We start from the raw sequence: 21,599 nt of genomic DNA, 5'->3' as shown, positions 1-21,599 counted from the left end.
AACAGAAAATTCAGACTTTGTGACAAAACATCATAGGCGCCGTCCGACGCCCGGCTAAGACTGAGTGGGTCATTTGAGAAGGATGATTCATGAAGACAGGGATGTTTGCATTGGCGCTGGGGTTGCTGACTCTGCGTGTTTTACCCGCATTGCCAGCGACGGGATGGCTGCTGGCCATGCTGGTGCTGGCCTTGATGCTGTTGCCGTTTCGCACCTTCGCGCTGGCCTTTTTCCTGTTTGGTTTGAGTTGGGCGTGCATCAGTGCGCAGTGGGCGCTGAATGACCGATTGCCCTCCGCACTGGACGGCCAGACGCGTTGGCTGGAAGGGCGGGTGGTCGGGTTACCGCAGCAGACATCCACTGGCGTGCGCTTCGAACTGGCCGACAGCCGGTCACGCCATACCCGCTTGCCCAGGCGCATCCGGGTGTCCTGGCACGGCGGGCCGGCGGTGCACAGTGGCGAGCGCTGGCGGTTGGCCGTGACCCTGAAGCGACCGTCCGGCCTGCTCAACTTTCAGGGGTTCGATCACGAAGCCTGGCTGTTGGCGCAGCGCATCGGCGCGACCGGTACGGTAAAGGACGGCGAGCGTCTGACGCAGGCCCGCAACGCCTGGCGCGATACGCTGCGCCAACGCCTGATGACGGTGGATGCCCAGGGCCGCGAAGCGGGGCTGGCCGCGCTGGTGCTGGGCGACGGCTCCGGGCTGGCGGACGAAGACTGGCAAGTGCTGCAAGACACCGGCACCGTGCACCTGCTGGTGATCTCCGGCCAGCACATTGGCCTGCTGGCGGGGTTGATCTACGGGCTGATCGCGTTGCTGGCGCGTTATGGTTGCTGGCCCGCCACCTGGCCGTGGTTGCCCTGGGCCTGCGGCCTGGCCTTTGTTGCAGCGCTGGGTTACGGCTTGCTGGCAGGGTTCGGCGTGCCGGTGCAGCGGGCCTGCGTCATGGTGGGGCTGGTGCTGCTGTGGCGGTTGCGTTTTCGCCACCTGGGTGCCTGGTGGCCGTTGCTGCTGGCACTCAACGGGGTACTGGTGCTGGAACCGCTGGCGAGTCTGCAGCCCGGATTCTGGTTATCGTTCGGTGCGGTTGCGGTGTTGATACTGGCCTTCGGCGGGCGCTTGGGCCCGTGGCGCCTGTGGCAGGCCTGGACGCGTGCGCAGTGGTTGATCGCCATCGGTCTTTTTCCCCTGTTGTTGATGCTTGATTTGCCGATCAGCCTGAGTGCTCCCCTTGCCAATCTGGTCGCTGTGCCCTGGATCAGCCTGGTGGTGTTGCCGCTGGCATTGCTGGGGACTGCCCTGCTGGCGGTGCCGCTTGTGGGGGAGGGCCTGCTGTGGTTGGCGGGCGGCGCGCTGGACCTGTTGTTTCAGGGCCTGGCGCTGCTGGCGGCGCACCTGCCTGCGTGGATACCGGCCGAAGTGCCCCTGGGGTATTGGCTGGTGAGTCTGGCCGGCGCGGTGATCGTGCTGCTGCCGAGCGGTGTGCCTTTTCGGCTGTTGGGTTGGCCGATGCTGTTGCTGGCGGTGTTTACGCCGCGTGAGCTGGTGCCCCATGGGCGGATGGACGTAGTGCAGCTGGATGTCGGCCAGGGGCAGGCGATTATCCTGCGCACCCGTCATCACAGTGTGCTCTACGATGCCGGCCCGCGTTCGCGGGCCACAGACCTGGGCGCGCGGGTGGTGTTGCCGTCGCTGAAAAAGCTTGGCATCGCGTCGCTGGATTTGATGCTGATCAGCCACGCCGATGCCGATCATGCCGGCGGGGCGGCCGCGGTGGCGCGCGGGCTGCCGGTCAAGCGTGTGGTGGGGGGTGAAACCGACGGCCTGCCCGAGTTTCTCGGCACTCAACCTTGTATCAGCGGCGAACGCTGGCAGTGGGACGGTGTGTCATTCGAGCTGTGGCAATGGCCCGGTGCCGTCGACGGTAACCCGAAATCCTGCGTGTTGCAGGTGCAGGCCAATGGCGAACGGTTGCTGCTCACCGGCGATATCGATCGCGCTGCCGAGCGCGCGTTGCTCGACTCGCCGCTGGCGCTGCGCACCGACTGGCTGCAAGCCCCTCACCATGGCAGCCGCAGTTCGTCGTCGCGGCCCTTTGTGCAGCAGTTGGCGCCCACGTCGGTGCTGATCTCGCGGGGGCGCGGCAATGCATTCGGCCATCCTCACGCCCAGGTGCTGGAGCGTTACCGCGCAGTGGGCAGCCGGGTGTATGACAGCGCCGAGCAGGGTGCGGTACGCCTGCAGTTGGGGGCTTTCGAGCCCGCCACGGTTGCACGCGCGCAACGCCGCTTCTGGCGTGAACCGTTACGCTGATTCGCTATCCAACGCGCTCACGGCCTGCGACGGGCGGGCCCCGCGACCGAACCTATATGGTAAAGTGGCGCACTTTTTCGAGGGGACATTCACTGTGTGGGAATTGGTCAAATCCGGTGGTTGGATGATGTTGCCGATCATCTTGAGTTCCATCGCAGCGCTGGGCATCGTTGCCGAACGCCTGTGGACCCTGCGTGCCAGTCGCGTGACCCCCGAGCATCTACTGGGGCAGGTGTGGGGCTGGATCAAGAACAAGCAGCTCGACAAACAGAAGCTCAAGGAACTGCGCGCCGATTCACCCCTGGGGGAAATCCTCGCGGCGGGCCTGGCCAACTCCAAGCATGGTCGCGAGATCATGAAGGAATGCATCGAAGAGGCCGCTGCCCGCGTCATTCATGAGCTTGAGCGCTACATCAATGCGCTCGGCACCATCGCCGCCATGGCGCCGTTGCTCGGCTTGCTCGGTACCGTGCTGGGCATGATCGATATCTTCAGTTCGTTCATGGGCTCGGGCATGACCACCAACGCGGCGGTGCTGGCCGGCGGTATTTCCAAAGCCTTGATCACCACCGCAGCGGGCCTGATGGTGGGTATTCCATCGGTGTTCTTCCACCGTTTCCTGCAACGGCGTATCGATGAGCTGGTGGTCGGCATGGAGCAGGAAGCCATCAAGCTGGTGGAAGTGGTGCAGGGCGACCGTGACGTGGATCTGGTTGAGGACAAGGTGTGAAATTTCGCCGCAAGCGACGGGAAAATGTCGATATCAACCTCGCGTCGCTGATCGACGTGGTGTTTATCCTGCTGCTGTTTTTTGTCGTGACCACCACCTTCACTCGGCAGACCGCGCTGCGGGTTGATCTGCCGGAAGCGGTGAGCGGCTCGCCGGCCGAGGACCAGGAGGTCAAGCAACTGGACATCGCCATCAGCGCTGATGGCGTGTTCACTGTAAACAACCAGTTGCTGGAGAAAAACGACCTCAATAGCTTGATGGACGCGCTGCAGAAGGAATCCGGCGGCGATACCAAAATGCCGTTGTCCATCAGTGCCGATGGCAAGACCCAGCACCAGGCTGTGATCACTGCGATGGACGCCGCCGGCAAGCTGGGCTTCAGCCACTTGCGCATGAGCACCGTCGAGGCGGCGGGCCAACCCTGATGGCAATGTCCGACCGTCTGCTCAAGGCCTGGTACACAGGCCATCCGGCCCTGGCGCTGCTGACACCGTTGGAGTGTCTGTATCGTCGGGTGGTGCAGCGCAAGCGCGCGCGCTTCGTGGCCGGGGAGGGTGACATCTATAAGGCGCCTGTGCCAGTTGTAGTGGTGGGCAATATCACCGTGGGCGGCACCGGCAAGACGCCGTTGATTCTGTGGTTGATCGAACACTGCCGCCGCGCCGGTCTGCGGGTGGGCGTGGTCAGCCGTGGCTACGGCGCCAAACCGCCGCAGCTGCCCTGGCGCGTCGAGGCCGACCACAGTGCCGCCGTGGCCGGCGACGAGCCGTTGCTGATCGTGCAGCGCAGCGGTGTGCCGCTGATGATCGACCCCAATCGCAGTCGTGCAGTAAAAGCCTTGCTGGAAAGCGAACCCCTGGACCTGATTCTGTCTGACGACGGCCTGCAGCATTACCGCCTGGCGCGTGATCTTGAACTGGTATTGATCGATGCCGCCCGTGGCCTGGGCAACCGCCGTTGCCTGCCTGCCGGGCCGCTGCGCGAACCGGTGGAGCGTCTGCAAAGCGTCGATGCGCTGTTATATAACGGCTCGGGGGCCGACCGTGAAGACGGTTTCGCCTTTCGCCTGCAGCCCACCGCCCTGATCAACCTGCACAGCGGCGAACACCGGCCGGTCGATTATTTTCCGGCGGGCCAGGCCATGCATGCGGTCGCCGGTATCGGTAACCCGCAGCGTTTCTTCACCACCCTTGAAACGCTACACTGGCAGCCCATACCCCATGTATTTGCCGACCATGCGCAGTACAGCGCCGAGGTCTTGAGTTTTACCCCGTCATTGCCGCTGGTGATGACCGAGAAGGACGCGGTGAAGTGCCGCGCCTTCGCACAGCCCGACTGGTGGTACCTTGCGGTGGATGCGCTGCCGTCGCCGGCGTTTGTCGCCTGGTTCGACACGCAACTGACGCGCCTGCTGCCCGCACGTCCCTTGCCCTAACACGCTTCTTTCCAGGAAATATTCATGGACACCAAACTGCTCGATATCCTTGCTTGCCCGATCTGCAAAGGCCCGCTCAAGCTCAGCGCCGACAAAACCGAGTTGATCAGCAAAGGTGCGGGCCTGGCCTACCCGATCCGCGACGGTATCCCGGTGATGCTGGAAAGCGAAGCGCGTACCCTCACCACCGATGAGCGTCTGGATAAATGACCACCGCCTTTACCGTTGTCATTCCCTCGCGCTATGCATCGACCCGTCTGCCGGGCAAACCGCTGCAATTGATCGGCAGCAAGCCGATGATTCAGCTGGTGTGGGAACAGGCCTGCAAAAGCAGCGCCGAGCGGGTGGTGGTGGCCACCGATGACCCGCGCATCATCGCCGCCTGCCAAGGGTTTGGCGCCGAGGCGGTGCTGACCCGCGAAGACCATAACTCCGGCACCGACCGCCTGGCCGAAGTGGCCACGCAACTGGGCCTGGCGCACGATGCCATCGTGGTCAACGTGCAAGGTGACGAGCCGTTGATTCCGCCGAGCGTGATCGATCAGGTCGCCGCCAACCTGGCCGCCCATGGCGAAGCGCGCATGGCCACCCTGGCCGAACCGATCGAAGATGTGGAAACCCTGTTCAACCCGAACGTGGTCAAGGTGGTCAGCGACATCAACGGCCTGGCGCTGACGTTCAGTCGTTCGACCTTGCCCTGGGCGCGCGATGCCTTTGCCAAACACCCCGATTTGTTGCCCGAAGGCGTGCCTTACCGCCGCCACATCGGCATTTACGCCTACCGCGCCGGCTTCCTGCACGACTTCGTCAGTTGGGGCCCGTGCTGGCTGGAAAACACCGAATCCCTGGAGCAACTGCGGGCCCTGTGGCATGGCGTGCGCATCCATGTCGGCGATGCACTCGAAGCGCCGCCGGCCGGTGTCGACACCCAGGAAGACCTCGAGCGCGTTCGTCGCCTGCTGGGGGCCTGATGGAGGTTCTGTTTGTCTGCCTGGGCAACATCTGTCGCTCGCCCACGGCGGAAGGCGTACTGCGCCATAAATTGCGCGAAGCGGGGCTGGCGGGGCAGGTCGACGTGGCCTCCGCCGGCACCGGTGAATGGCATGTCGGCAACCCGCCGGACCAGCGCAGCCAGCGTGCGGCGCTGATGCGCGGTTATGACCTGTCGTCCCAGCGTGCCCAGCAGGTCAGCCGCGCCGATTTTTCGCGCTACGACCTGATCCTTGCGATGGACCACAGTAACCTGCGTCACCTCAAGCTGATGCAGTCAGGGCAGGGCAAGGCGGAGCTGGATCTGTTCCTGCGCCGCTTCGATGCCGACGTGGACGAAGTGCCAGACCCTTACTACGAAGGCGAACAAGGCTTCGACAGGGTGCTGGACCTGATCGAGCGCGCCTGTGATTTATTGGTGATCGAATTGAAGGGGCGGTTATGACCTTGCAGGTGCAGGCGCAGGTCTCGCTCAAGCCCTTCAACAGTTTCGGCATCGATGTGCGTGCCCAACTGTTCGCCGAGGCTCATGGCGATGCCGATGTGCGTGAAGCCCTGGCTTACGCCGCTGCGCAGGCACTGCCGTTGCTGGTGATCGGTGGCGGCAGCAATCTGCTGCTGACCCAGGACATTTGCGCTTTGGTATTGCGCATGGCAACCCGCGGCATTCGGGTATTGCAGGACGACGGCAGCCGCGTGGTGATCGAAGCCGAAGCGGGTGAGCCCTGGCATCCGTTTGTGTTGTGGACCCTGGAACATGGTTTCTGCGGCCTGGAAAACCTCAGCCTGATCCCCGGCACTGTCGGCGCAGCGCCGATGCAGAACATTGGTGCTTATGGAGTGGAGATCAAGGATGTATTCGCCGGCCTCACCGCCCTGGATCGCCAAACCGGCGAACTGCGCGATTTCAGCCTGGAAGAGTGCCAGTTCGGCTACCGTGACAGCCTGTTCAAGCAGCACACCGGACGCTGGCTGATCCTGCGCGTGCGCTTTGCCCTGAGCCGCATCCGCCACTTGAAACTCGACTACGGCCCGGTGCAGCAGCGTCTGGCGGCGCAGGGCATCACCGATGCCACGCCGAGTGACGTCAGCCGTGCGATCTGTAGCATTCGCCGCGAGAAACTGCCGGACCCGGCAGAGCTGGGCAATGCTGGCAGCTTCTTCAAAAACCCGCTGGTCTCCCAGGCACTCGCAGCCGAGCTGAAAAGCCAGTACCCGGACCTGGTGGCCTATCCCCAGGCCGACGGGCAGATGAAACTCGCCGCTGGCTGGCTGATCGACAAGGCCGGCTGGAAGGGGTTTCGAGACGGCGATGCCGGCGTGCATAACATGCAGGCGTTGGTGCTGGTCAACTACGGCGGTGCCACCGGGCAGGACATTGCCAATCTCGCGCGGCGTATCCAGCAGGACATCGCCCAGCGTTTCAAGGTTGAGTTGGAGATGGAACCCAACCAGTATTGAGTCCCGCGCCAACAAAAATGCCCCGTATCTTTCGATACGGGGCATTTTTTATTGCGGCAATGAAAATGAATCAGTCGTCGCGGCTCATGATGCCGAAGATCTGCAACAGGCTGATAAACAGGTTGTAGATCGACACATACAGGCTGACGGTCGCCATGATGTAGTTGCGCTCGCCGCCGTGGATGATCGCGCTGGTCTGGAACAGGATGCACACCGACGAGAACAGCACGAAACCTGCGCTGATCGCCAGTTGCAAGCCGCTGATCTGGAAGAACATGCCCGCAACCACCGCCGCCAGCAACACGAAGAAGCCTGCGGTGATGAAGCCGCCGAGGAAGCTCATGTCCTTGCGGGTGATCAGCACATAGGCGGACAAGCCACCAAACACCAGCGCCGTCATGGCAAACGCCGAACTGACCACTTCCGCGCCGCCGGCCATACCCAGGTAACGGTTGAGGATCGGGCCAAGGATAAAGCCCATGAAACCGGTCAGGGCAAACGCCGACACCAGGCCCCAGGCCGAGTCACGCAGCTTGTTGGTCAGGAAGAACAGACCATAGAAGCCGATCAGCACAACAAAGATATTCGGGTAGCCAACACGCATCTGCTGAGCCACGAACGCCATCACACCGCTGAAGGCGAGGGTCAGGGCGAGCAAGCCGTAGGTGTTGCGCAACACGCGGCTGACTTCAAGCTGCTCAGCCTGGGCGTTGCCATTCACTGCGTAATTCTGTTCGCGCATGGCGACACTCCTGTGGTTTTGAAACGTTCAGTCGCAAAGATCATAACAGACGCTCTGTAACAAGCGATGGCGAGAGTTTGACAGTGTGTTTCATTCGGGTATTATGGCGCCCGCTGAGACGGGAAGGGTTACTATAATCCCGTGATGCACAAGGGAAATTGGCAGAGTGGTTGAATGCACCGGTCTTGAAAACCGGCGAACGTTAATAGCGTTCCCAGGGTTCGAATCCCTGGTTTCCCGCCAAGATTGACACGAGAGCCTCGCGAAAGCGGGGCTTTTGCGTTTCCGGGGTTTGTAAACACCCTCAGGTGTCCAGGTTCACGCGCAGTCCATTTTTTCCGGCAGCTCTAAAGCTCGATAGCTTCAGGCCGAGATAGTGTAAACGGAAGAAAAACGGCTATGGCGGGCTCAAACTGGATCATCTTTGGCTCCTATAAACGTCGATTTCACTAGAACGTGCGCCGGAGGTAATTATTAGACAAAATTTGTAAGTCCCGAGGTTTGTAATGCTTAGCAATGCTCCTTTGAGTACCAAGCTGCTGCTTATTCTGATTTTTCCTTTGCTCGGATTTCTGGCCTTTGCGGGCATTTTCATTGCGGACAAAAGCGCTACGCTGGGGTCAATGAATCGCGCAGTTGCCGCCACCACCGCCGCACAGAAATTCAGCAATGTCGTGACAACCCTCCAACGCGAGCGCGGCGCCAGCGGCGTTTTTCTGGGCAGCGGTGGCAAGTCCATGCAAGACAAGCTCAAGGCCTTGCGCCAGGAGACCGACACGTCAATCGGCGCGCTGCGAGGGCAATCGAGCGAGGGTATTCCAGCCCCGAACGAAGCATTGCGCGCGCTGGGTGAGCTGGCCGCCTTGCGTTTGAAAGTCGATAACCTGGCGATTAACAACACAGAGTCCGGTGCTCTTTTTACTGACCTGATTAAAACCCTTGTGGGCTTCAATTATTCGTTGGAAGCCAGCATTGATGACCCCCAGATTCTGCGTGCGTTGGGCTCGCTCAATCAATTTGTCGATATGAAAGAGCGCGCCGGGCGCGAGCGCGTATTGCTGGGCCTGGCGTTCAATCAAAATCGCTTCGACGCTGCATTGTTGTCGCGCTTCAGCCGTAACCTCGGTGAGTTCTCCGGCTACTTTGAAGCCTTCCAGCGATGGGCTCCGGCAGCCTTCAAGAGCAAGCTGGATGCCGTCCTGCAACAACCCGGATCACTGGAAGTCGCACGCCTTCAGCGGCTCGGTTTTGACACACCCCTGGGCAACCCGCTCAATATCAAACCTGAAGACTGGTTCAACCTGTCGACCAGTCGTATCGACCTCATGGCTGGCGTCGAAGCGGAGCTGGGCCAGACCGTGGTTGGCCTGGCCCATCACGAGCGTGACGATGCCGAACTCAGTCTGTATGTGGCCATAGCGACCGTTATCGTGATGTTGATCGCCTTGCTGTGGCTGGCGTTGGTGATCATCCGCAATATCAAGCTGGCAGTGACCGATGTGAACCGCACCCTTGCATCGCTTTCCACCCGCGACCTGACGGTGCGCACCCGCTACACCGGCAAGGACGAGTTTGGCGAAATATCACGCAACCTGGACAACATGGCGCTTCAGATAAGTGGCGTGGTCAGCGAAATCGGCAGCGCCACGGCGCAGGTTGCCACGGCTGCCGAGCAGTCCTCGGCGGTGGCCTTGCAGACCAGCCAGAACGTGGCACAACAGCGTCAGGGGACCGACCAGGTGGTGACCGCGATCAGCGAGATGAGCGCCACGGTCAAGGATGTAGCGCGCATCACCACTGACGCCGCCGAAATGTCACAGCGTGTCAACGCCAGCACGATGCAGGGCAAGACTGAGATCGATAACACCATCAGCTTGATCCAGGGCCTGGAAGTGCAGGCCGAACAAACCTCGAAGATCATCAACGAACTCAAACTCGAAAGCGATTCCATCTCTTCGGTGCTGGACGTGATTCGCGGTGTTGCGGAGCAGACCAACCTGCTGGCACTGAACGCCGCCATCGAAGCGGCGCGTGCGGGGGAGCAGGGCCGTGGTTTTGCGGTGGTTGCGGATGAAGTGCGCAATCTGGCGAAAAAGACCCAGGACTCCACGGTCAGCATCCAGAACATGATCGCCAACCTGCAGTCGGGTTCCGACCGCGCCGCGGTCTCCATGCTGGAGACCCTTGGCAAGGCGCAGGAAGGTGCGAGCAATGTGGTGCGTGCCGGCCACTTGCTCAATGAGATCGCCGAAGGCATTGCGTCCATCAGTGACCGTAACATCCAGGTAGCGTCCGCTGCCGAGGAGCAAAGCCTGGTGGCCGAAGAAATTCATCGCAACGTCAACGACATCAACTCACTGGTGATCCAGGTCAGCGCCGGCGCTGAGCAAACCGCCGCCACCAGCCGCGAGCTTGCTCGATTGGCCGAGCATCAGCAGGGATTGGTGAGGCAGTTCAAGGTCAACTGACTTGACACCAAGGAAAAATCCCGCGAGCCAGAGGCTTCGCGGGATTTTCAGCCCACGGCCAGCGAGCCCGTAAAAAAATTTCAAACCCGCCCCTTGAAATCTTCTCTCCCGCACATAAATTCCCTTCACGCGACGCCGAATCAGGGTCGCGCTTTAAATCACTTGGATCTAATCAGGAGATTTTAAAATGGCTACTACTCTTTCCCTGGCCCCTCTGTTCCGTCAGTCGGTGGGCTTTGATCGCTTCAATGACCTGTTTGAGTCTGCGCTGCGCAGCGAGGCTCCGAACACCTATCCGCCTCATAACGTGGAAAAGCACGGTGATGACGAATATCGCATTGTCATTGCAGTTGCCGGGCTTACTGAGGCGGATCTGGATATCCAGGTCGAGAAGGGCGTTTTGACGGTTGTGGGTGACAAACGTGAAAGCGAGAAAGAGGTGACTTACCTGCACCAGGGCATTGCGCAACGGGCCTTCCGGTTGTCGTTCCGCCTGGCGGATCACATTGAGGTGCGCGGTGCTTCGCTGAACAACGGATTGCTGAGCATCAACCTGCTGCGCGTGGTGCCTGAAGAGGCCAAGCCCAAACGCATCACGATCGGTAGCGACAGTGATCCGCAACTGCGTCAGGTAAGCCTGCAGTGAGTAAAAAAGGGCCGGGCGGGCCATGTGAAAACGCGGTCTACTCCGGCTGACAGCAAATGCCCCGACTCGTCGGGGCATTTGTTTTTGTGTGACCTTACTCCACCGTGCAGATCCAGCGGTGATTGTGCCGATAAGGTGCACGGGTAAAGTGCACATCCGACACCAGATTCAAGCCGCGTTCGCGCAGCGCTTCGGTCAGTTGTACGAGTGTCTCTGCCTGGATAGTCATTGCGCTCACCTCGTCAGATTGACTGCGTTCATAATTCTTGACCGGGAAGACAATCTGCTAATTCAAATTTTCTACACCGCCGATAGAGCGAGGTCCGAACAGGCCACCGTTCGTCCATCAAACGGCACTTGTCAGACCACGATGCTTCTCATGTTCAAGCGCGGATATCCCGAACGCCCAAGCGGAGAGCCAGCATGGAAATCGACGAGAACGCCCCAGGCAACATTTCACAGCAGCCCGTTACCCGAGGCACGGACAGCGAAACCGGTCACGATCCCAAGCGCGACGCGCCGGAGCAGTCGTTGCCGGCTGATGACGAGGAAGACATGTCTGACGTGGACGCTGCGGATTCGGTGGCGAGTGAGCATCCTGACAACTGAGGACCGCTCCATAACAAAAAGCCCGGCCATTAAGCCGGGCTTTTTGCATTCAGGGCAGGCACTGCGCGCAATGCCTTTTGCGCCAGACAAAGAAAAGCCCACGATGGGGGCGCGGGCTTAAAGGTGTTCACTTAGGAGCTGGGTGGAGCTTAAGCGTGCGCCTGTGAAAACTGTGTGAAATGTCCTACGCATTGCAGCATTTTCAAAAAAATGTTCAGCCCGCTCTCGTCGCGACCTGCCGCGCGCCAGAACCGAAGCCTGCCGACAGCTTGTCCTTCAGAAACCCCACCAGCGCACTCACTGCCTTTGGCACATGGGGCGAATACGGCCGAATCAAGTAGATCTCGTCGGCAAACGCACCCTTCAAGCGCCAGCCCTTGAGCACTTGCTTGAGCGTGCCATTGGCCAGCGCCGCGTGGGCGCTGAAATCCGGGAGCAGGGCGATGCCCAGGTGATTGAGCGCCGAGTCACGCAGTGCCTCGCTGTTATTGGTAGAAAAGCTGCCGGCGATGGGCACGGTGATGCGTTCTGTCTGTTTAACGCCGCGCTCGAAGGTCCACGCGGGCTGGTCGGCGCCGCGCGGATAGTAGAGGCAGTTGTGGGCGCTGAGGTCGGCGGGTTCGCGGGGTTCGCCGTGGTGGTGCAGGTAGTCCTGGGTGGCGACCAGTACCGAGGCGGTGTCGCAGAGTTTCCAGGCGACGTGGGTTTCCGGCACCTGGAAGCCATGGCGCACGGCCAGGTCGTAGCCTTCGGCGGCGAGTGAGCTTAACGCATCGGACACGTCCAGCTGAATGCGAACCTGCGGGTGCTGACGCAGGAATTCGGGCAGATGCGGCACCAGTTGCTGGCGCGCGAAGGCGACCGGAGCGGTGAGGCGCACCAGGCCACGGATTTCGCCGGCCGAGTCGCGCACCGAGGAAAAGCTGCGGGCGATGTGTTCGTAGGCGCTGCGCACGTCGCGGGTCAGTGAGCGCCCGGCGTCGGTGAGCCGCACGCTGCGTGTGGTGCGGGTGACCAGGCGGGTGCCGGTGGCGGCTTCCAGCTCGCAAATGCGTTGGCTCACCGCCGATTTGCTCACGCCCAGCCGCGCAGCGGCAGCGGTGTAGGTGCCGTGTTCTTCCAGCACGGAGAGCCAGTGGATGTGCGTCCACAGGCCTTCGATCTCGGTTTTTTCCATGGGACTATTGTTCGCCTGTGTGCACAATCAGTTCTGGATTCTGCTCTGGTTTTGAACAAAGCGGAAGCCTATGGTAGGTGCCAACGCTAATCGACCCGGGATCCGCTGTTATGACCATCACCCTTGAGCATTACATCAACGACCAGCGCGTCAGCCGCGATGATCGCTATCAGGACGTGTACAACCCCGCCACCGGTGAAGTAACCGGCCGCGTCGCCCTGGCCAGCCGCGACACCGTGGGCGAAGCGGTGGCCGCCGCCCAGGCTGCGTTTGCCGACTGGGCCGACACGCCGCCGATCCGCCGCGCCCGCGTGTTGTTTCAGTACCTGCATCTGCTGCGTGAGCGCAAGGACGAACTGGCAAGCATCATCGTCGCCGAACACGGCAAGGTGTTCACCGATGCCCAGGGCGAGGTCGACCGTGGCATTGATATTCTCGAATTCGCCTGCGGCATCCCCAACCTGCTCAAGGGCGAGCACTCCGACCAGGTCTCCCGTGGCATGGACAACTGGACCCTGCGTCAGCCCCTGGGCGTGGTGGCGGGCGTGACGCCGTTCAATTTCCCGGTGATGGTGCCGATGTGGATGTACCCGATCGCCATCGCCGCCGGCAACACCTTTATCCTCAAACCCAGCCCTACCGACCCGAGCGCCTCGCTGTTCATGGCCGAACTGTTGCGCGAAGCCGGCTTGCCCCAGGGCGTATTCAACGTGGTGCAGGGCGACAAGGAAGCGGTGGATGCACTGCTTGAACACCCGGACGTCAAGGCCCTGAGTTTTGTCGGCTCGACGCCGATTGCCCACTACATCTACGAAACCGGCGCGCGCAACGGCAAGCGCGTGCAGGGCCTGGGCGGTGCGAAAAACCACATGGTGGTGATGCCCGACGCCGATATCGAAAAAACCGTCGACGCCTTGATGGGCGCCGCCTACGGCAGTGCCGGCGAGCGCTGCATGGCCATCTCCGTGGCGGTGCTGGTGGGCGATGTGGGCGATAAAGTCGTCGCCGCCCTGACCGAACGAGCCAGGCAGTTGCGCATCACCGACGGCCGCGACCTGAAGGCCGAAATGGGCCCGATTGTTTCCCGTGCGGCGCTGCAGCGCATCAGTGGCTACATCGAACAGGGCGTGCAGGCCGGCGCCCAGTTGCTGCTCGACGGCCGTGATTACGTGCCCTCCGAACCCGGCCTGGAAAACGGTTTCTGGCTCGGCGCGACGCTGTTCGATCACGTGAGCAAGGAGATGAGCATCTACCGCGAAGAAATCTTCGGCCCGGTGCTGGCCTGTGTGCGGGTGAATGACTTTGCCGAGGCGGTGCAACTGGTCAACGACCATGAATTTGGCAACGGCGTGAGCTGCTTTACCCGCGACGGCAATATCGCCCGCGAGTTCGCGCGGCGCATCGAAGTGGGCATGGTCGGCATCAATGTGCCGATCCCGGTGCCGATGGCGTGGCACGGATTTGGGGGCTGGAAGAAAAGCCTGTTTGGCGACATGCACGCCTATGGCACCGAAGGTGTGCGGTTCTACACCAAACAGAAGTCGATCATGCAGCGCTGGTCGGAGAGTATCGAGCAGGGCGCGGAGTTTGCGATGCCGGTGTCCCGCTAAGGTCTACAGATTACGGTTAACCCAAGGGGCTTGTTCCCGCTGACGGTATGGCAGTCACCTTATCTGTGGCTGACCTAGCGTTATCGGGACCAAGCCCCTTCTCGCACCAATGACCTCAGCGACGCCCGGCTCGCGTACTCACATCCACCCACACCGCCAGCACCAGAATGCTGCCCTTGACGATCATCTGCCAGTAACTGTCCACGTCCAGCATCGACATGCCGTTATCCAGGCTGGTAATCACCAGCGCCCCCAGCAGCGCGCCATACACCGTGCCCGAGCCGCCGCGCATCGAGGTGCCGCCGATAAAGCACGCGGCAATCGCATCCAGCTCTCCCATGTTCCCGGCCGACGGCGAACCGGCCGCCAGGCGCGCGGTATTGACCAGGCCGGCGAGGGCGCACATCACGCCCATGATGCCGAAGATCCACAGTTTCACCGCCTGCACATTGATGCCCGACAGCCGCGTGGCTTCCATGTTGCTGCCCACCGCATACACCCGGCGGCCGAACACGGTCTGGCTGGTGACGTAGCTGAACACCCCGAGCAGCGCCAGCAACAGCAGCACCGGCACCGGAATGCCGTCGTAGCTGTTGAGCGTGGTGACAAACCCGGCCAGCACCGCGCCGATCAGCACCACACGCAGCCCGTCACGCACCGGCGAATGCGCGGCCAGGCCGTGCAGTGCGCGATTGCGCCGTTGCTTCCAGGTGAGAAACACGGTGAGTGCAAACAGCAAGACCCCAAGCCCGATACCCACCTCATGCGGCAGATAACCCTGGCCCACATACACCAGCGACGGCGACACCGGCGCGATGGTGGTGCCGCCGGTGATCCCCAGCAGAATCCCGCGAAACGCCAGCATGCCGCCCAGACCGACAATGAACGAGGGGATGCGCAGGTACGCCGTCATGTAGCCGTTGGCCAGGCCGATCATCAGCCCGCACAACGCCACCAGGCTCAGGTTGGCCAGCAGCGGAACGTGATACACCACGTCGAGAATCGCCGCCAGCCCGCCCAGCAATCCGAGCAACGAGCCCACCGACAAATCGATCTCGCCGCTGATGATCACCAGCACCATACCGCACGCCAGAATCCCGGTGATCGACATCTGCCGCAGCAGGTTGGACAGGTTGCGCGGCGTGAGAAAACCGCCCTCGGTCTGCCAACTGAAAAACAGCCAGATGAACGCCACGGCAATTACCAGCGCGAGCATTTTGTAGCGGGTAAAAAGGTGTTTGACCTGATTCATCTAGGCGGTCTTCCGATCGTTATTGTTTTGACTGAGCGCAGCGGCGAGCACCTGTTCCTGGGTAAGGCCTTGGTTGTCGAAGTCGCCGCGCAGCTGGCCGTCGCCGATCACCAGCACGCGGTTCGACACCCCCAGCACTTCGGCCAGCTCCGACGACACCATGATGATCGCCACGCCCTCGGCCGCCAGTGCAACCATCAGCTTGTAGATCTCGTATTTGGCGCCCACGTCCACCCCGCGCGTGGGCTCGTCGAGGATCAGCACCCTGGGCTTGGCCATCAGCATTTTCGCCAGCACCGCCTTTTGCTGGTTGCCGCCGGAGAGGCTGGTGATCGGCAAGAACGGGCTGGCGGTTTTCAGGTGCATGCGCGCGATCTGCTGGTCGATGCTCCCCAGTTCGGCCTCGGCATCGATGCGCGTCAGGTGCGCATAGGTGTCGAGCACCGCCAGGGTGATGTTCTGGCCCACGCCGAGGTCGGGAATGATGCCCTGGCGCTTGCGGTCCTCGGGCACCATGCACAGCCCGGCGCGGATCGATTTGAGCGGCGTGCGCGTGTCGATCACTGCGCCATCCAGCCACACCTCGGCGCTGTAGCGGCCGGGGTAGGCGCCGAACAGCGCCGATACCAGCTCCGTGCGCCCGGCGCCCACCAGCCCGGCGATGCCGAGGATTTCGCCACGCTTGAGCACGAAGGAAATATCGTCGACGCGCTTGCGCCTGGGGTTGTCCACGTCGTAGCAGGTGACGTGACGCGCCTCGAAGATCACATCGCCCACCGCGTCAGGCCTGGCAGGGTAGAGGTTGCTCATTTCACGCCCGACCATCTGCGTGATGATCTGCGGGATATCCATGTCAATCATGGCCGTGGTTGCGATGTGTTTGCCGTCGCGGATCACCGCAATGGTGTCACACACCGCCGCCACTTCATCAAGCTTGTGGGAGATGTACACGCAGGCCACGCCCTTGGCCTTGAGCCCCTTGATGATGTCGAGCAGCACCTCGATTTCCGAGCGGGTCAGGGCCGAGGAGGGCTCGTCGAGGATCAACAGGCGCGCCTGTTTGTTGAGGGCCTTGGCGATCTCCACCAGTTGCTGGTGGCCGCCGCCATACTGCGACACCGGCAGCGCCACGTTCATGTCCGGCACTTTGAGTTCGCGCATCAGGGCTTCGGCGCGGTGCAGCATCGCCGGGTAGTTCATGCGCCCGCCGGGCAGGGTCAGCTCGTGGCCCATGAAGATGTTCTCGGCCACCGAAAGGTCCGGCACCAGCGTCAGCTCCTGGTGGATGATGACGATGCCGGCGGCTTCGGTTTCGCGGATGGACTGAGCCTGGAGCGGCTGCCCGTCCCAGAGGATTTCGCCCTCCCAGGTGCCGTGCGGGTAGACCGCCGACAGCACCTTCATCAGCGTGGATTTGCCGGCACCGTTTTCGCCGCACAGGCCCAGGCACTCGCCGGGCCGTACCTTGAGATCGATGCCGTTCAGCGCATTGACACCGCCAAAACGTTTGGCGATGCCATTCATCTGCAGCAGGTAGTCGGACATGACGGTCACTGCCCGCCGATCTGCTCTTTGGTGTAGAAACCGTCCTTCACCAGCAGGTCGACATTGGCCTTGGTCAGCGGGGTCGGCGTCAGCAGAATGGTGTCGACCTTTTTACTGCCGTTGTCGTACTGCGAGCTGTAGGCCGGTTTTTCGCTGCGGGCCAATTGCACCGAGAGTTTGGCGGCTTCAGTGGCGATCAGCTTGAGCGGCTTGTACACGGTCATGGTCTGGGTGCCGTCGATCACGCGCTTGATCGCGGCGAGGTCGGCGTCCTGCCCGGAGATCGGCACCTTGCCCGCCAGCTTCTGCGCGGCCAGGGCCTGGATGGCGCCGCCGGCGGTGGCATCGTTGGAGGCGACGATGGCGTCGATCTTGTTGTCGTTACGGGTCAGGGCATTCTCGACGATGCTCAGGGCTTCGGTGGGGTTCCATTCTTTGACCCACTGCTGGCCGACAATCTTGATATCGCCCTTGTCGATGGCCGGTTGCAGCACCTTCATCTGGCCTTCGCGCAGCACCTTGGCATTGTTGTCGGTGGGCGCGCCGCCGAGCAGGAAGTAATTGCCCTTGGGCGCCGCCTGCAGCACGCCGCTGGCCTGCATCTCGCCGACTTTTTCGTTATCGAAGGAGATATAGGCGTCGATGTCCGCGTTGAGAATCAGGCGGTCATAGGACACCACCTTGATCCCGGCCTTCTTGGCCTCGGCGACCGCGTTGGTCAGCACCGTGGCGTTGAACGGCACGATCACGATCACGTCGACGCCCCGGGAGATCAGGTTTTCGATCTGGGAAATCTGCTTTTGCTCATTGGCATCGGCCGATTGCACAAACACCTTGGCATCGAGCTTTTCCGCCGCCGCCACAAAATAATCACGGTCGCGGGACCAGCGCTCCAGACGCAGGTCGTCGATGGAAAAGCCGATTTTCGGGTGGGCGGGATCGGCCATCACCGGCAGGGCGAGCACCGCCAGGGTGGCGGCAAGCAGTGTACGTTTGAATGACTTCATGGTAGTGCGTCCTTTTATTGTTGTTGGAAGACTCTAGGCAAACACATTACTGATTGTGGCGAGCGGGCCTCTGTGGCGAGCGAGCTTTATGTGGCGAGCGGGCTTGCCCCGCGTTGGGGCGCGAAGCGGCCCCCAATTCATACACCGCAGTTTTACCTGATACAACCGAGGCGTCTGGTTTTGGGGCCGCTTCGCAGCCCAACGCGGGGCAAGCCCGCTCGCCACAACAAGCCCGCTTGTCACAGAAGCAGGCTCACCACAGAAGCCAAACCTCACCGATAGATAAACCGGTTGACCACACCCTCCAGCATCTCCTGCCGCCCACTCACCGCCTGCGGGTTAATCTCATGGGTGAACGCATGCTCGGCCAGCGACTCAAGGCTGAATTCCCCCGCCAGCACCGCCTGGCCAAGGGGCTGCCGCCAGCCAGCATAGCGCTGATCCTTGAACTGCTGCAGTGTGTCGTTCTGCATCATCGCCGCCGCCCGTTCCAGCGACAGGGCGAGCACATCCATGGCCGCGATATGCCCGTGGAACAGGTCCACTTCGTCCAGGCTCTGGCGACGCACCTTGGAATCAAAGTTATAGCCGCCGTTCCTGAATCCGCCAGCCTTGAGGATCTCATAGGTGGCCAGGGTCATTTCCTCGACGCTGTTGGGAAACTGGTCGGTGTCCCAACCGTTCTGCGGGTCGCCACGGTTGGCGTCGATACTGCCGAAAATGCCCAGTGACACGGCCGTCGCGATTTCATGGTGAAAACTGTGTCCGGCCAACGTTGCGTGGTTGGCCTCGATATTGACCTTGATCTCATGCTCCAGCCCGTACTCGTGCAGGAAGCCGAACACCGTGGCGCTGTCGTAATCGTACTGATGCTTGGTCGGCTCCTGAGGCTTGGGCTCGATCAGCAGGTCGCCCTTGAAGCCGATCTTGTGCTTGTGCTCCACCACCATGCGCATGAATCGGCCGAGTTGTTCGCGTTCGCGCTTGAGGTCGGTATTGAGCAGGGTTTCATAGCCTTCACGGCCGCCCCACAGCACATAGTTGGAGCCCTTGAGCCGCAGTGTGGCGTTCATCACGCTGAACACCTGAGCGGCGGCCCAGGCAAACACTTCCGGGTCCGGGTTACTCGCGGCGCCGGCGGCGAAGCGCGGATTGCTGAAGCAATTGGCGGTGCCCCACAGCAGCTTGATGCCGCTCTGCTCCTGATGGCGTTCCAGATGATCGACCATCTGCGCAAAGTGATGGCGGTATTCCTTGAGCGAGCTGCCCTCGGGCGCGACATCGGTGTCGTGAAAGCTGTAGTAGTCGATGCCCAGCTTGGAGAAGAACTCGAAGGCCGCATCCGCCTTGCCAATGGCGACGTCCATCGGATCACCGCTGCGCTGCCACGGTCGCTTGAAGGTGCCTGCGCCAAACACATCCGCGCCCGGCCACACAAAGGTGTGCCAATAACAGACGGCCATGCGCAGGTGTTCGCGCATGGGTTTGCCGAGGATCAGCTTGTCGGCATCGTAATGGCGAAAGGCGAGGGGGGCGTCGCTGTCTGGGCCTTCGAAGCGAACCTTCTCGACACCGGGGAAGTACGGCATGGCGTTTTCCTTATTGTTCTTGGCGGTGTCTGGATACTAGCAACGGCGCCTGCCTTGCCGATTATGAAAATCACCAAAGGGGGGTGCGATTTTGAGTGAACGGATCGGAACGGATTTGGGAGTACAGGATTTAAGGAAACGTCTGACTTTACGGTGGGGGTATGCCTCTTCAAAGTTTAGTTGTTGATCAACTTTAGCTAAGCGGTGCAGTAAATGAGCAAAGGACACTATGTTGTTTTAGGTGACCAAACGACCTGCGGCGGACGAATTCTCGAAGGTGATCCAACATTCAAGTTACATGGCCTTCACCGTGCTCTGGAAGGTGCTCGGGTCACGTGCGGAAATCATGCAGGGAACTTCCGGATCCTAGGCGGAATTTTCCATATGAGGCGTAATGGAAAACGTGTTGCTGGCACGCTGGACAGTGTCAGCAGTTGCCCCTGTGGAGCCCGGCTGATTCCTTCGGTGTTAACTGCCACCTACGAGAAGCGAGAAGCAGAACCGCCAGCGAGCCAACGGGTTGCTCAACCGAACGAGGCAACTGTAAACGGTAACCCTGTAACGCCGCCTCAATCTGCTTTCACGCCGTCCGCTCGTACAGTGCCAACGACATTTACCGATGTGCAAGGCCGGAAGCCTGGCTTCTATATCGTGCCTCAGAGCATCACCCGCGAAGCGCTGGAGGCCACACTTTTTCCGACGCCCGATCCGGCGGTGATGCGCAAGTTTCAAGCGCTTAATCTCAATACGGGTAACGTAAAAGCCGGCTCGATGATCGTGCTCAGCGATCCGAACAACACCTCCTGCACGTATGAAGAAGCTCAACTGATGCAGGCTGCACAACACGTCAGCGCATCACTGGATGAGCTGACGCCGGATGAGGCCGACTTTCTGTATCGCCATGGCGTTGAAATCGCTGGGTTCATCGGCCATACCTCAACCTGGCTAGGCGTCAGTGCGGTGGTGATGGAAAAGCACCTGAGCAACTTGCGCGACACGCTGCAGGCCATGGAACGCCTGCATCAAGACAGCTATCGGCGGCACGGGCATCTCAGGTCACCGCAGTTCTTTGCTGATCGCCAGCGGTTGATGAACCAGTTGGATGCTCATCTGCTCAACTCCACCCGCTTGCGCGGCCAAACCACACTGGGCGATCACCCCAAGTTGAAAACGGCCTTGGGTATATCCAGCCGCAGCTTGGTGCATCACTGGGACAAGGCGGGCGGGCCGGGGCAGATTCCGGGGTATGCTGCTCATGTGGAGGCGGTCAGTCGTGCCACGAAGTACATGAAGGCAGGGGGGTACATCGGCATTGGGCTTGGCGGGGTGTCTTCGTTGTTGGCGGTTCAGCAGGTGTGTAATGGGGATTCCGATGCAGCATGTGAAAAGGTTAAGTTTACCGAAGGAGGAAAATTCGTCGGGTCAACCGCTGTAGGTGGTGCAACCGGATTGGCAGCCAGCTATGCCAGTACTGCGGTCTGCGTTGCGCTTGGCGTCACAACAGGGGTAGGTGGTGTTATTTGCGTTGCTGCTGTTGTAGGTACCGGCGCATGGGTGGGTACGACTTACGGTGGTAAAACGGGTGAGTACTTAGGTGAAAAAATTTACGAGGCCAGACAACCATGACCAGTATTGATACTTGGCCTCCTTGGATTGCAATCATTGTTACAGGTGGGCCAGTTTTTCTCGCAGTTGCTGGCGTTACCTTTAGTTTTTACCTAAGTCGTCGGCACCTGGAGTCTATGAAAGAGGCACTGAGGAACAGTCGCTTTATTTATATATGGGGGACAAGCCTGGGAAAGAGGGGGGTAATCTGGTCGCTTTGGGAAATATCAAAAATTGCCGGAATGGTGACGTTGCCAAAGGCGTCTCTTCGCATCGGAGAACTGGACCCTGTCGATCTCAAAAATTTTCCGCCTCACCTAAAACGCCTGTTGGTCATCAATATGATGATGTTGATCGGTTCCGTCTTTTGGTCAGTAATTGCAGCCATGCTGGTGGAATTTAGGTAAGTTGAGCGGGC

The 21,599-nt window shown here is 60.8% G+C and carries 21 protein-coding genes and 1 tRNA gene; 15 read left to right on the top strand and 7 right to left on the bottom strand.

Annotated features, from left to right (window positions below):
* Positions 1 to 89 precede the first annotated feature (89 nt).
* The 8 genes from JOE32_RS07400 to murB all read left to right on the top strand — a co-directional run bounded on the left by JOE32_RS07400 (position 90) and on the right by murB (position 6,931).
* Positions 90 to 2,315, top strand: a complete 2,226-nt coding sequence (locus JOE32_RS07400; RefSeq protein ID WP_209982776.1) for a DNA internalization-related competence protein ComEC/Rec2 — start codon at positions 90 to 92, stop codon at positions 2,313 to 2,315.
* Between the two features lie 94 nt (positions 2,316 to 2,409).
* A complete protein-coding gene (locus JOE32_RS07395; protein WP_209982775.1) occupies positions 2,410 to 3,045 on the top strand; it encodes a MotA/TolQ/ExbB proton channel family protein in 636 nt (211 codons plus the stop codon).
* Entirely contained in the window at positions 3,042 to 3,470 is a 429-nt protein-coding gene (locus JOE32_RS07390) for a biopolymer transporter ExbD (protein WP_209982774.1), read from the top strand. Before JOE32_RS07395 ends, JOE32_RS07390 begins: the two co-directional genes overlap by 4 nt.
* On the top strand, positions 3,470 to 4,480 hold the full coding sequence (gene lpxK / locus JOE32_RS07385; RefSeq protein ID WP_209982773.1) for a tetraacyldisaccharide 4'-kinase: 1,011 nt from the start codon (positions 3,470 to 3,472) through the stop codon (positions 4,478 to 4,480). The genes JOE32_RS07390 and lpxK overlap by 1 nt, the downstream gene beginning before the upstream one ends.
* A gap of 24 nt (positions 4,481 to 4,504) precedes the next feature.
* Positions 4,505 to 4,690, top strand: coding sequence for a Trm112 family protein (locus tag JOE32_RS07380; RefSeq protein ID WP_003174668.1), 186 nt, complete (start codon positions 4,505 to 4,507; stop codon positions 4,688 to 4,690).
* Positions 4,687 to 5,451 carry a 3-deoxy-manno-octulosonate cytidylyltransferase gene (kdsB, locus tag JOE32_RS07375; protein ID WP_209982772.1) on the top strand — a complete coding sequence of 255 codons (765 nt, stop codon included), beginning with the start codon at positions 4,687 to 4,689 and terminating at the stop codon, positions 5,449 to 5,451. The genes JOE32_RS07380 and kdsB overlap by 4 nt, the downstream gene beginning before the upstream one ends.
* The gene (locus tag JOE32_RS07370) at positions 5,451 to 5,915 is read left to right on the top strand and encodes a low molecular weight protein-tyrosine-phosphatase (RefSeq protein WP_209982771.1); all 465 of its coding nucleotides are present in this window, start codon (positions 5,451 to 5,453) and stop codon (positions 5,913 to 5,915) included. Before kdsB ends, JOE32_RS07370 begins: the two co-directional genes overlap by 1 nt.
* Positions 5,912 to 6,931, top strand: coding sequence for a UDP-N-acetylmuramate dehydrogenase (gene murB, locus JOE32_RS07365; RefSeq protein WP_209982770.1), 1,020 nt, complete (start codon positions 5,912 to 5,914; stop codon positions 6,929 to 6,931). The genes JOE32_RS07370 and murB overlap by 4 nt, the downstream gene beginning before the upstream one ends.
* A 70-nt stretch (positions 6,932 to 7,001) precedes the next feature.
* Here the strand turns inward: murB and JOE32_RS07360 are convergent, their stop codons facing one another.
* Positions 7,002 to 7,673, bottom strand: a complete 672-nt coding sequence (locus JOE32_RS07360; RefSeq protein WP_003174664.1) for a Bax inhibitor-1/YccA family protein — start codon at positions 7,671 to 7,673, stop codon at positions 7,002 to 7,004.
* Between the two features lie 152 nt (positions 7,674 to 7,825).
* On the opposite strand from JOE32_RS07360, the gene JOE32_RS07355 reads away from it, so the two are divergent.
* The 3 genes from JOE32_RS07355 to JOE32_RS07345 all read left to right on the top strand — a co-directional run bounded on the left by JOE32_RS07355 (position 7,826) and on the right by JOE32_RS07345 (position 10,787).
* Positions 7,826 to 7,916, top strand: a tRNA-Ser gene (locus JOE32_RS07355).
* A gap of 308 nt (positions 7,917 to 8,224) precedes the next feature.
* Positions 8,225 to 10,141, top strand: coding sequence for a methyl-accepting chemotaxis protein (locus tag JOE32_RS07350; RefSeq protein WP_307497637.1), 1,917 nt, complete (start codon positions 8,225 to 8,227; stop codon positions 10,139 to 10,141).
* 187 nt (positions 10,142 to 10,328) lie between these two features.
* Positions 10,329 to 10,787, top strand: a complete 459-nt coding sequence (locus tag JOE32_RS07345) for an Hsp20 family protein (protein ID WP_003232172.1) — start codon at positions 10,329 to 10,331, stop codon at positions 10,785 to 10,787.
* Between the two features lie 94 nt (positions 10,788 to 10,881).
* On the opposite strand, the gene JOE32_RS25105 is transcribed toward JOE32_RS07345, so the two are convergent.
* Positions 10,882 to 11,016 carry a hypothetical protein gene (locus JOE32_RS25105; RefSeq protein ID WP_269325489.1) on the bottom strand — a complete coding sequence of 45 codons (135 nt, stop codon included), beginning with the start codon at positions 11,014 to 11,016 and terminating at the stop codon, positions 10,882 to 10,884.
* A 194-nt stretch (positions 11,017 to 11,210) separates the two neighbouring features.
* On the opposite strand from JOE32_RS25105, the gene JOE32_RS07340 reads away from it, so the two are divergent.
* Entirely contained in the window at positions 11,211 to 11,396 is a 186-nt protein-coding gene (locus tag JOE32_RS07340) for a hypothetical protein (RefSeq protein ID WP_003232175.1), read from the top strand.
* Between the two features lie 214 nt (positions 11,397 to 11,610).
* Here JOE32_RS07340 and JOE32_RS07335 read toward each other — a convergent pair whose 3' ends face one another.
* Positions 11,611 to 12,573 (bottom strand): LysR family transcriptional regulator, encoded by a 963-nt coding sequence (locus JOE32_RS07335; protein WP_209982768.1) that lies wholly within the window; start codon positions 12,571 to 12,573, stop codon positions 11,611 to 11,613.
* A 110-nt stretch (positions 12,574 to 12,683) separates the two neighbouring features.
* On the opposite strand from JOE32_RS07335, the gene JOE32_RS07330 reads away from it, so the two are divergent.
* Positions 12,684 to 14,183: a CoA-acylating methylmalonate-semialdehyde dehydrogenase gene (locus JOE32_RS07330; protein ID WP_209982767.1), complete on the top strand. Its 1,500-nt coding sequence runs from the start codon at positions 12,684 to 12,686 to the stop codon at positions 14,181 to 14,183.
* Positions 14,184 to 14,298: 115 nt separating this feature from the next.
* On the opposite strand, the gene JOE32_RS07325 is transcribed toward JOE32_RS07330, so the two are convergent.
* The 4 genes from JOE32_RS07325 to xylA form a co-directional block, all read right to left on the bottom strand.
* Positions 14,299 to 15,435 carry a sugar ABC transporter permease gene (locus JOE32_RS07325; protein ID WP_209982766.1) on the bottom strand — a complete coding sequence of 379 codons (1,137 nt, stop codon included), beginning with the start codon at positions 15,433 to 15,435 and terminating at the stop codon, positions 14,299 to 14,301.
* Positions 15,436 to 16,980: a D-xylose ABC transporter ATP-binding protein gene (gene xylG / locus JOE32_RS07320; RefSeq protein WP_209982765.1), complete on the bottom strand. Its 1,545-nt coding sequence runs from the start codon at positions 16,978 to 16,980 to the stop codon at positions 15,436 to 15,438.
* A 5-nt stretch (positions 16,981 to 16,985) separates the two neighbouring features.
* Complete coding sequence (xylF, locus tag JOE32_RS07315; protein WP_209982763.1) at positions 16,986 to 17,987, bottom strand: D-xylose ABC transporter substrate-binding protein; 1,002 nt, start codon at positions 17,985 to 17,987, stop codon at positions 16,986 to 16,988.
* A gap of 272 nt (positions 17,988 to 18,259) precedes the next feature.
* Entirely contained in the window at positions 18,260 to 19,576 is a 1,317-nt protein-coding gene (gene xylA / locus JOE32_RS07310; RefSeq protein ID WP_209982761.1) for a xylose isomerase, read from the bottom strand.
* A gap of 213 nt (positions 19,577 to 19,789) precedes the next feature.
* Between xylA and JOE32_RS07305 the strand changes: the two genes are divergently transcribed.
* Both JOE32_RS07305 and JOE32_RS07300 read left to right on the top strand, forming a co-directional pair.
* Positions 19,790 to 21,202 carry a PAAR domain-containing protein gene (locus JOE32_RS07305; protein ID WP_209982759.1) on the top strand — a complete coding sequence of 471 codons (1,413 nt, stop codon included), beginning with the start codon at positions 19,790 to 19,792 and terminating at the stop codon, positions 21,200 to 21,202.
* Positions 21,199 to 21,588, top strand: a complete 390-nt coding sequence (locus JOE32_RS07300) for a hypothetical protein (protein WP_209982757.1) — start codon at positions 21,199 to 21,201, stop codon at positions 21,586 to 21,588. The genes JOE32_RS07305 and JOE32_RS07300 overlap by 4 nt, the downstream gene beginning before the upstream one ends.
* Positions 21,589 to 21,599 lie beyond the last annotated feature (11 nt).

Source organism: Pseudomonas sp. PvP025 (assembly GCF_017832155.1).
Taxonomy (GTDB): domain Bacteria; phylum Pseudomonadota; class Gammaproteobacteria; order Pseudomonadales; family Pseudomonadaceae; genus Aquipseudomonas.
The sequence above is the reverse complement of the archived record's forward strand: the minus strand, read 5'-3'. Positions and strand labels throughout refer to the sequence as shown.

Excerpts from the sequence above, each read along its gene's own strand:
- JOE32_RS07400 (WP_209982776.1), top strand. The coding sequence starts at position 90 with ATGAAGACAGGGATGTTTGCATTGGCGCTGGGGTTGCTGACTCTGCGT.
- lpxK (WP_209982773.1), top strand. The coding sequence starts at position 3,470 with ATGGCAATGTCCGACCGTCTGCTCAAGGCCTGGTACACAGGCCATCCG.
- JOE32_RS07380 (WP_003174668.1), top strand. The coding sequence starts at position 4,505 with ATGGACACCAAACTGCTCGATATCCTTGCTTGCCCGATCTGCAAAGGC.
- kdsB (WP_209982772.1), top strand. The coding sequence starts at position 4,687 with ATGACCACCGCCTTTACCGTTGTCATTCCCTCGCGCTATGCATCGACC.
- JOE32_RS07370 (WP_209982771.1), top strand. The coding sequence starts at position 5,451 with ATGGAGGTTCTGTTTGTCTGCCTGGGCAACATCTGTCGCTCGCCCACG.
- murB (WP_209982770.1), top strand. The coding sequence starts at position 5,912 with ATGACCTTGCAGGTGCAGGCGCAGGTCTCGCTCAAGCCCTTCAACAGT.
- JOE32_RS07360 (WP_003174664.1), bottom strand. The coding sequence starts at position 7,673 with ATGCGCGAACAGAATTACGCAGTGAATGGCAACGCCCAGGCTGAGCAG.
- JOE32_RS07345 (WP_003232172.1), top strand. The coding sequence starts at position 10,329 with ATGGCTACTACTCTTTCCCTGGCCCCTCTGTTCCGTCAGTCGGTGGGC.
- JOE32_RS25105 (WP_269325489.1), bottom strand. The coding sequence starts at position 11,016 with ATGACTATCCAGGCAGAGACACTCGTACAACTGACCGAAGCGCTGCGC.
- JOE32_RS07340 (WP_003232175.1), top strand. The coding sequence starts at position 11,211 with ATGGAAATCGACGAGAACGCCCCAGGCAACATTTCACAGCAGCCCGTT.
- JOE32_RS07335 (WP_209982768.1), bottom strand. The coding sequence starts at position 12,573 with ATGGAAAAAACCGAGATCGAAGGCCTGTGGACGCACATCCACTGGCTC.
- JOE32_RS07330 (WP_209982767.1), top strand. The coding sequence starts at position 12,684 with ATGACCATCACCCTTGAGCATTACATCAACGACCAGCGCGTCAGCCGC.
- JOE32_RS07325 (WP_209982766.1), bottom strand. The coding sequence starts at position 15,435 with ATGAATCAGGTCAAACACCTTTTTACCCGCTACAAAATGCTCGCGCTG.
- xylG (WP_209982765.1), bottom strand. The coding sequence starts at position 16,980 with ATGTCCGACTACCTGCTGCAGATGAATGGCATCGCCAAACGTTTTGGC.
- xylF (WP_209982763.1), bottom strand. The coding sequence starts at position 17,987 with ATGAAGTCATTCAAACGTACACTGCTTGCCGCCACCCTGGCGGTGCTC.
- xylA (WP_209982761.1), bottom strand. The coding sequence starts at position 19,576 with ATGCCGTACTTCCCCGGTGTCGAGAAGGTTCGCTTCGAAGGCCCAGAC.
- JOE32_RS07305 (WP_209982759.1), top strand. The coding sequence starts at position 19,790 with ATGAGCAAAGGACACTATGTTGTTTTAGGTGACCAAACGACCTGCGGC.
- JOE32_RS07300 (WP_209982757.1), top strand. The coding sequence starts at position 21,199 with ATGACCAGTATTGATACTTGGCCTCCTTGGATTGCAATCATTGTTACA.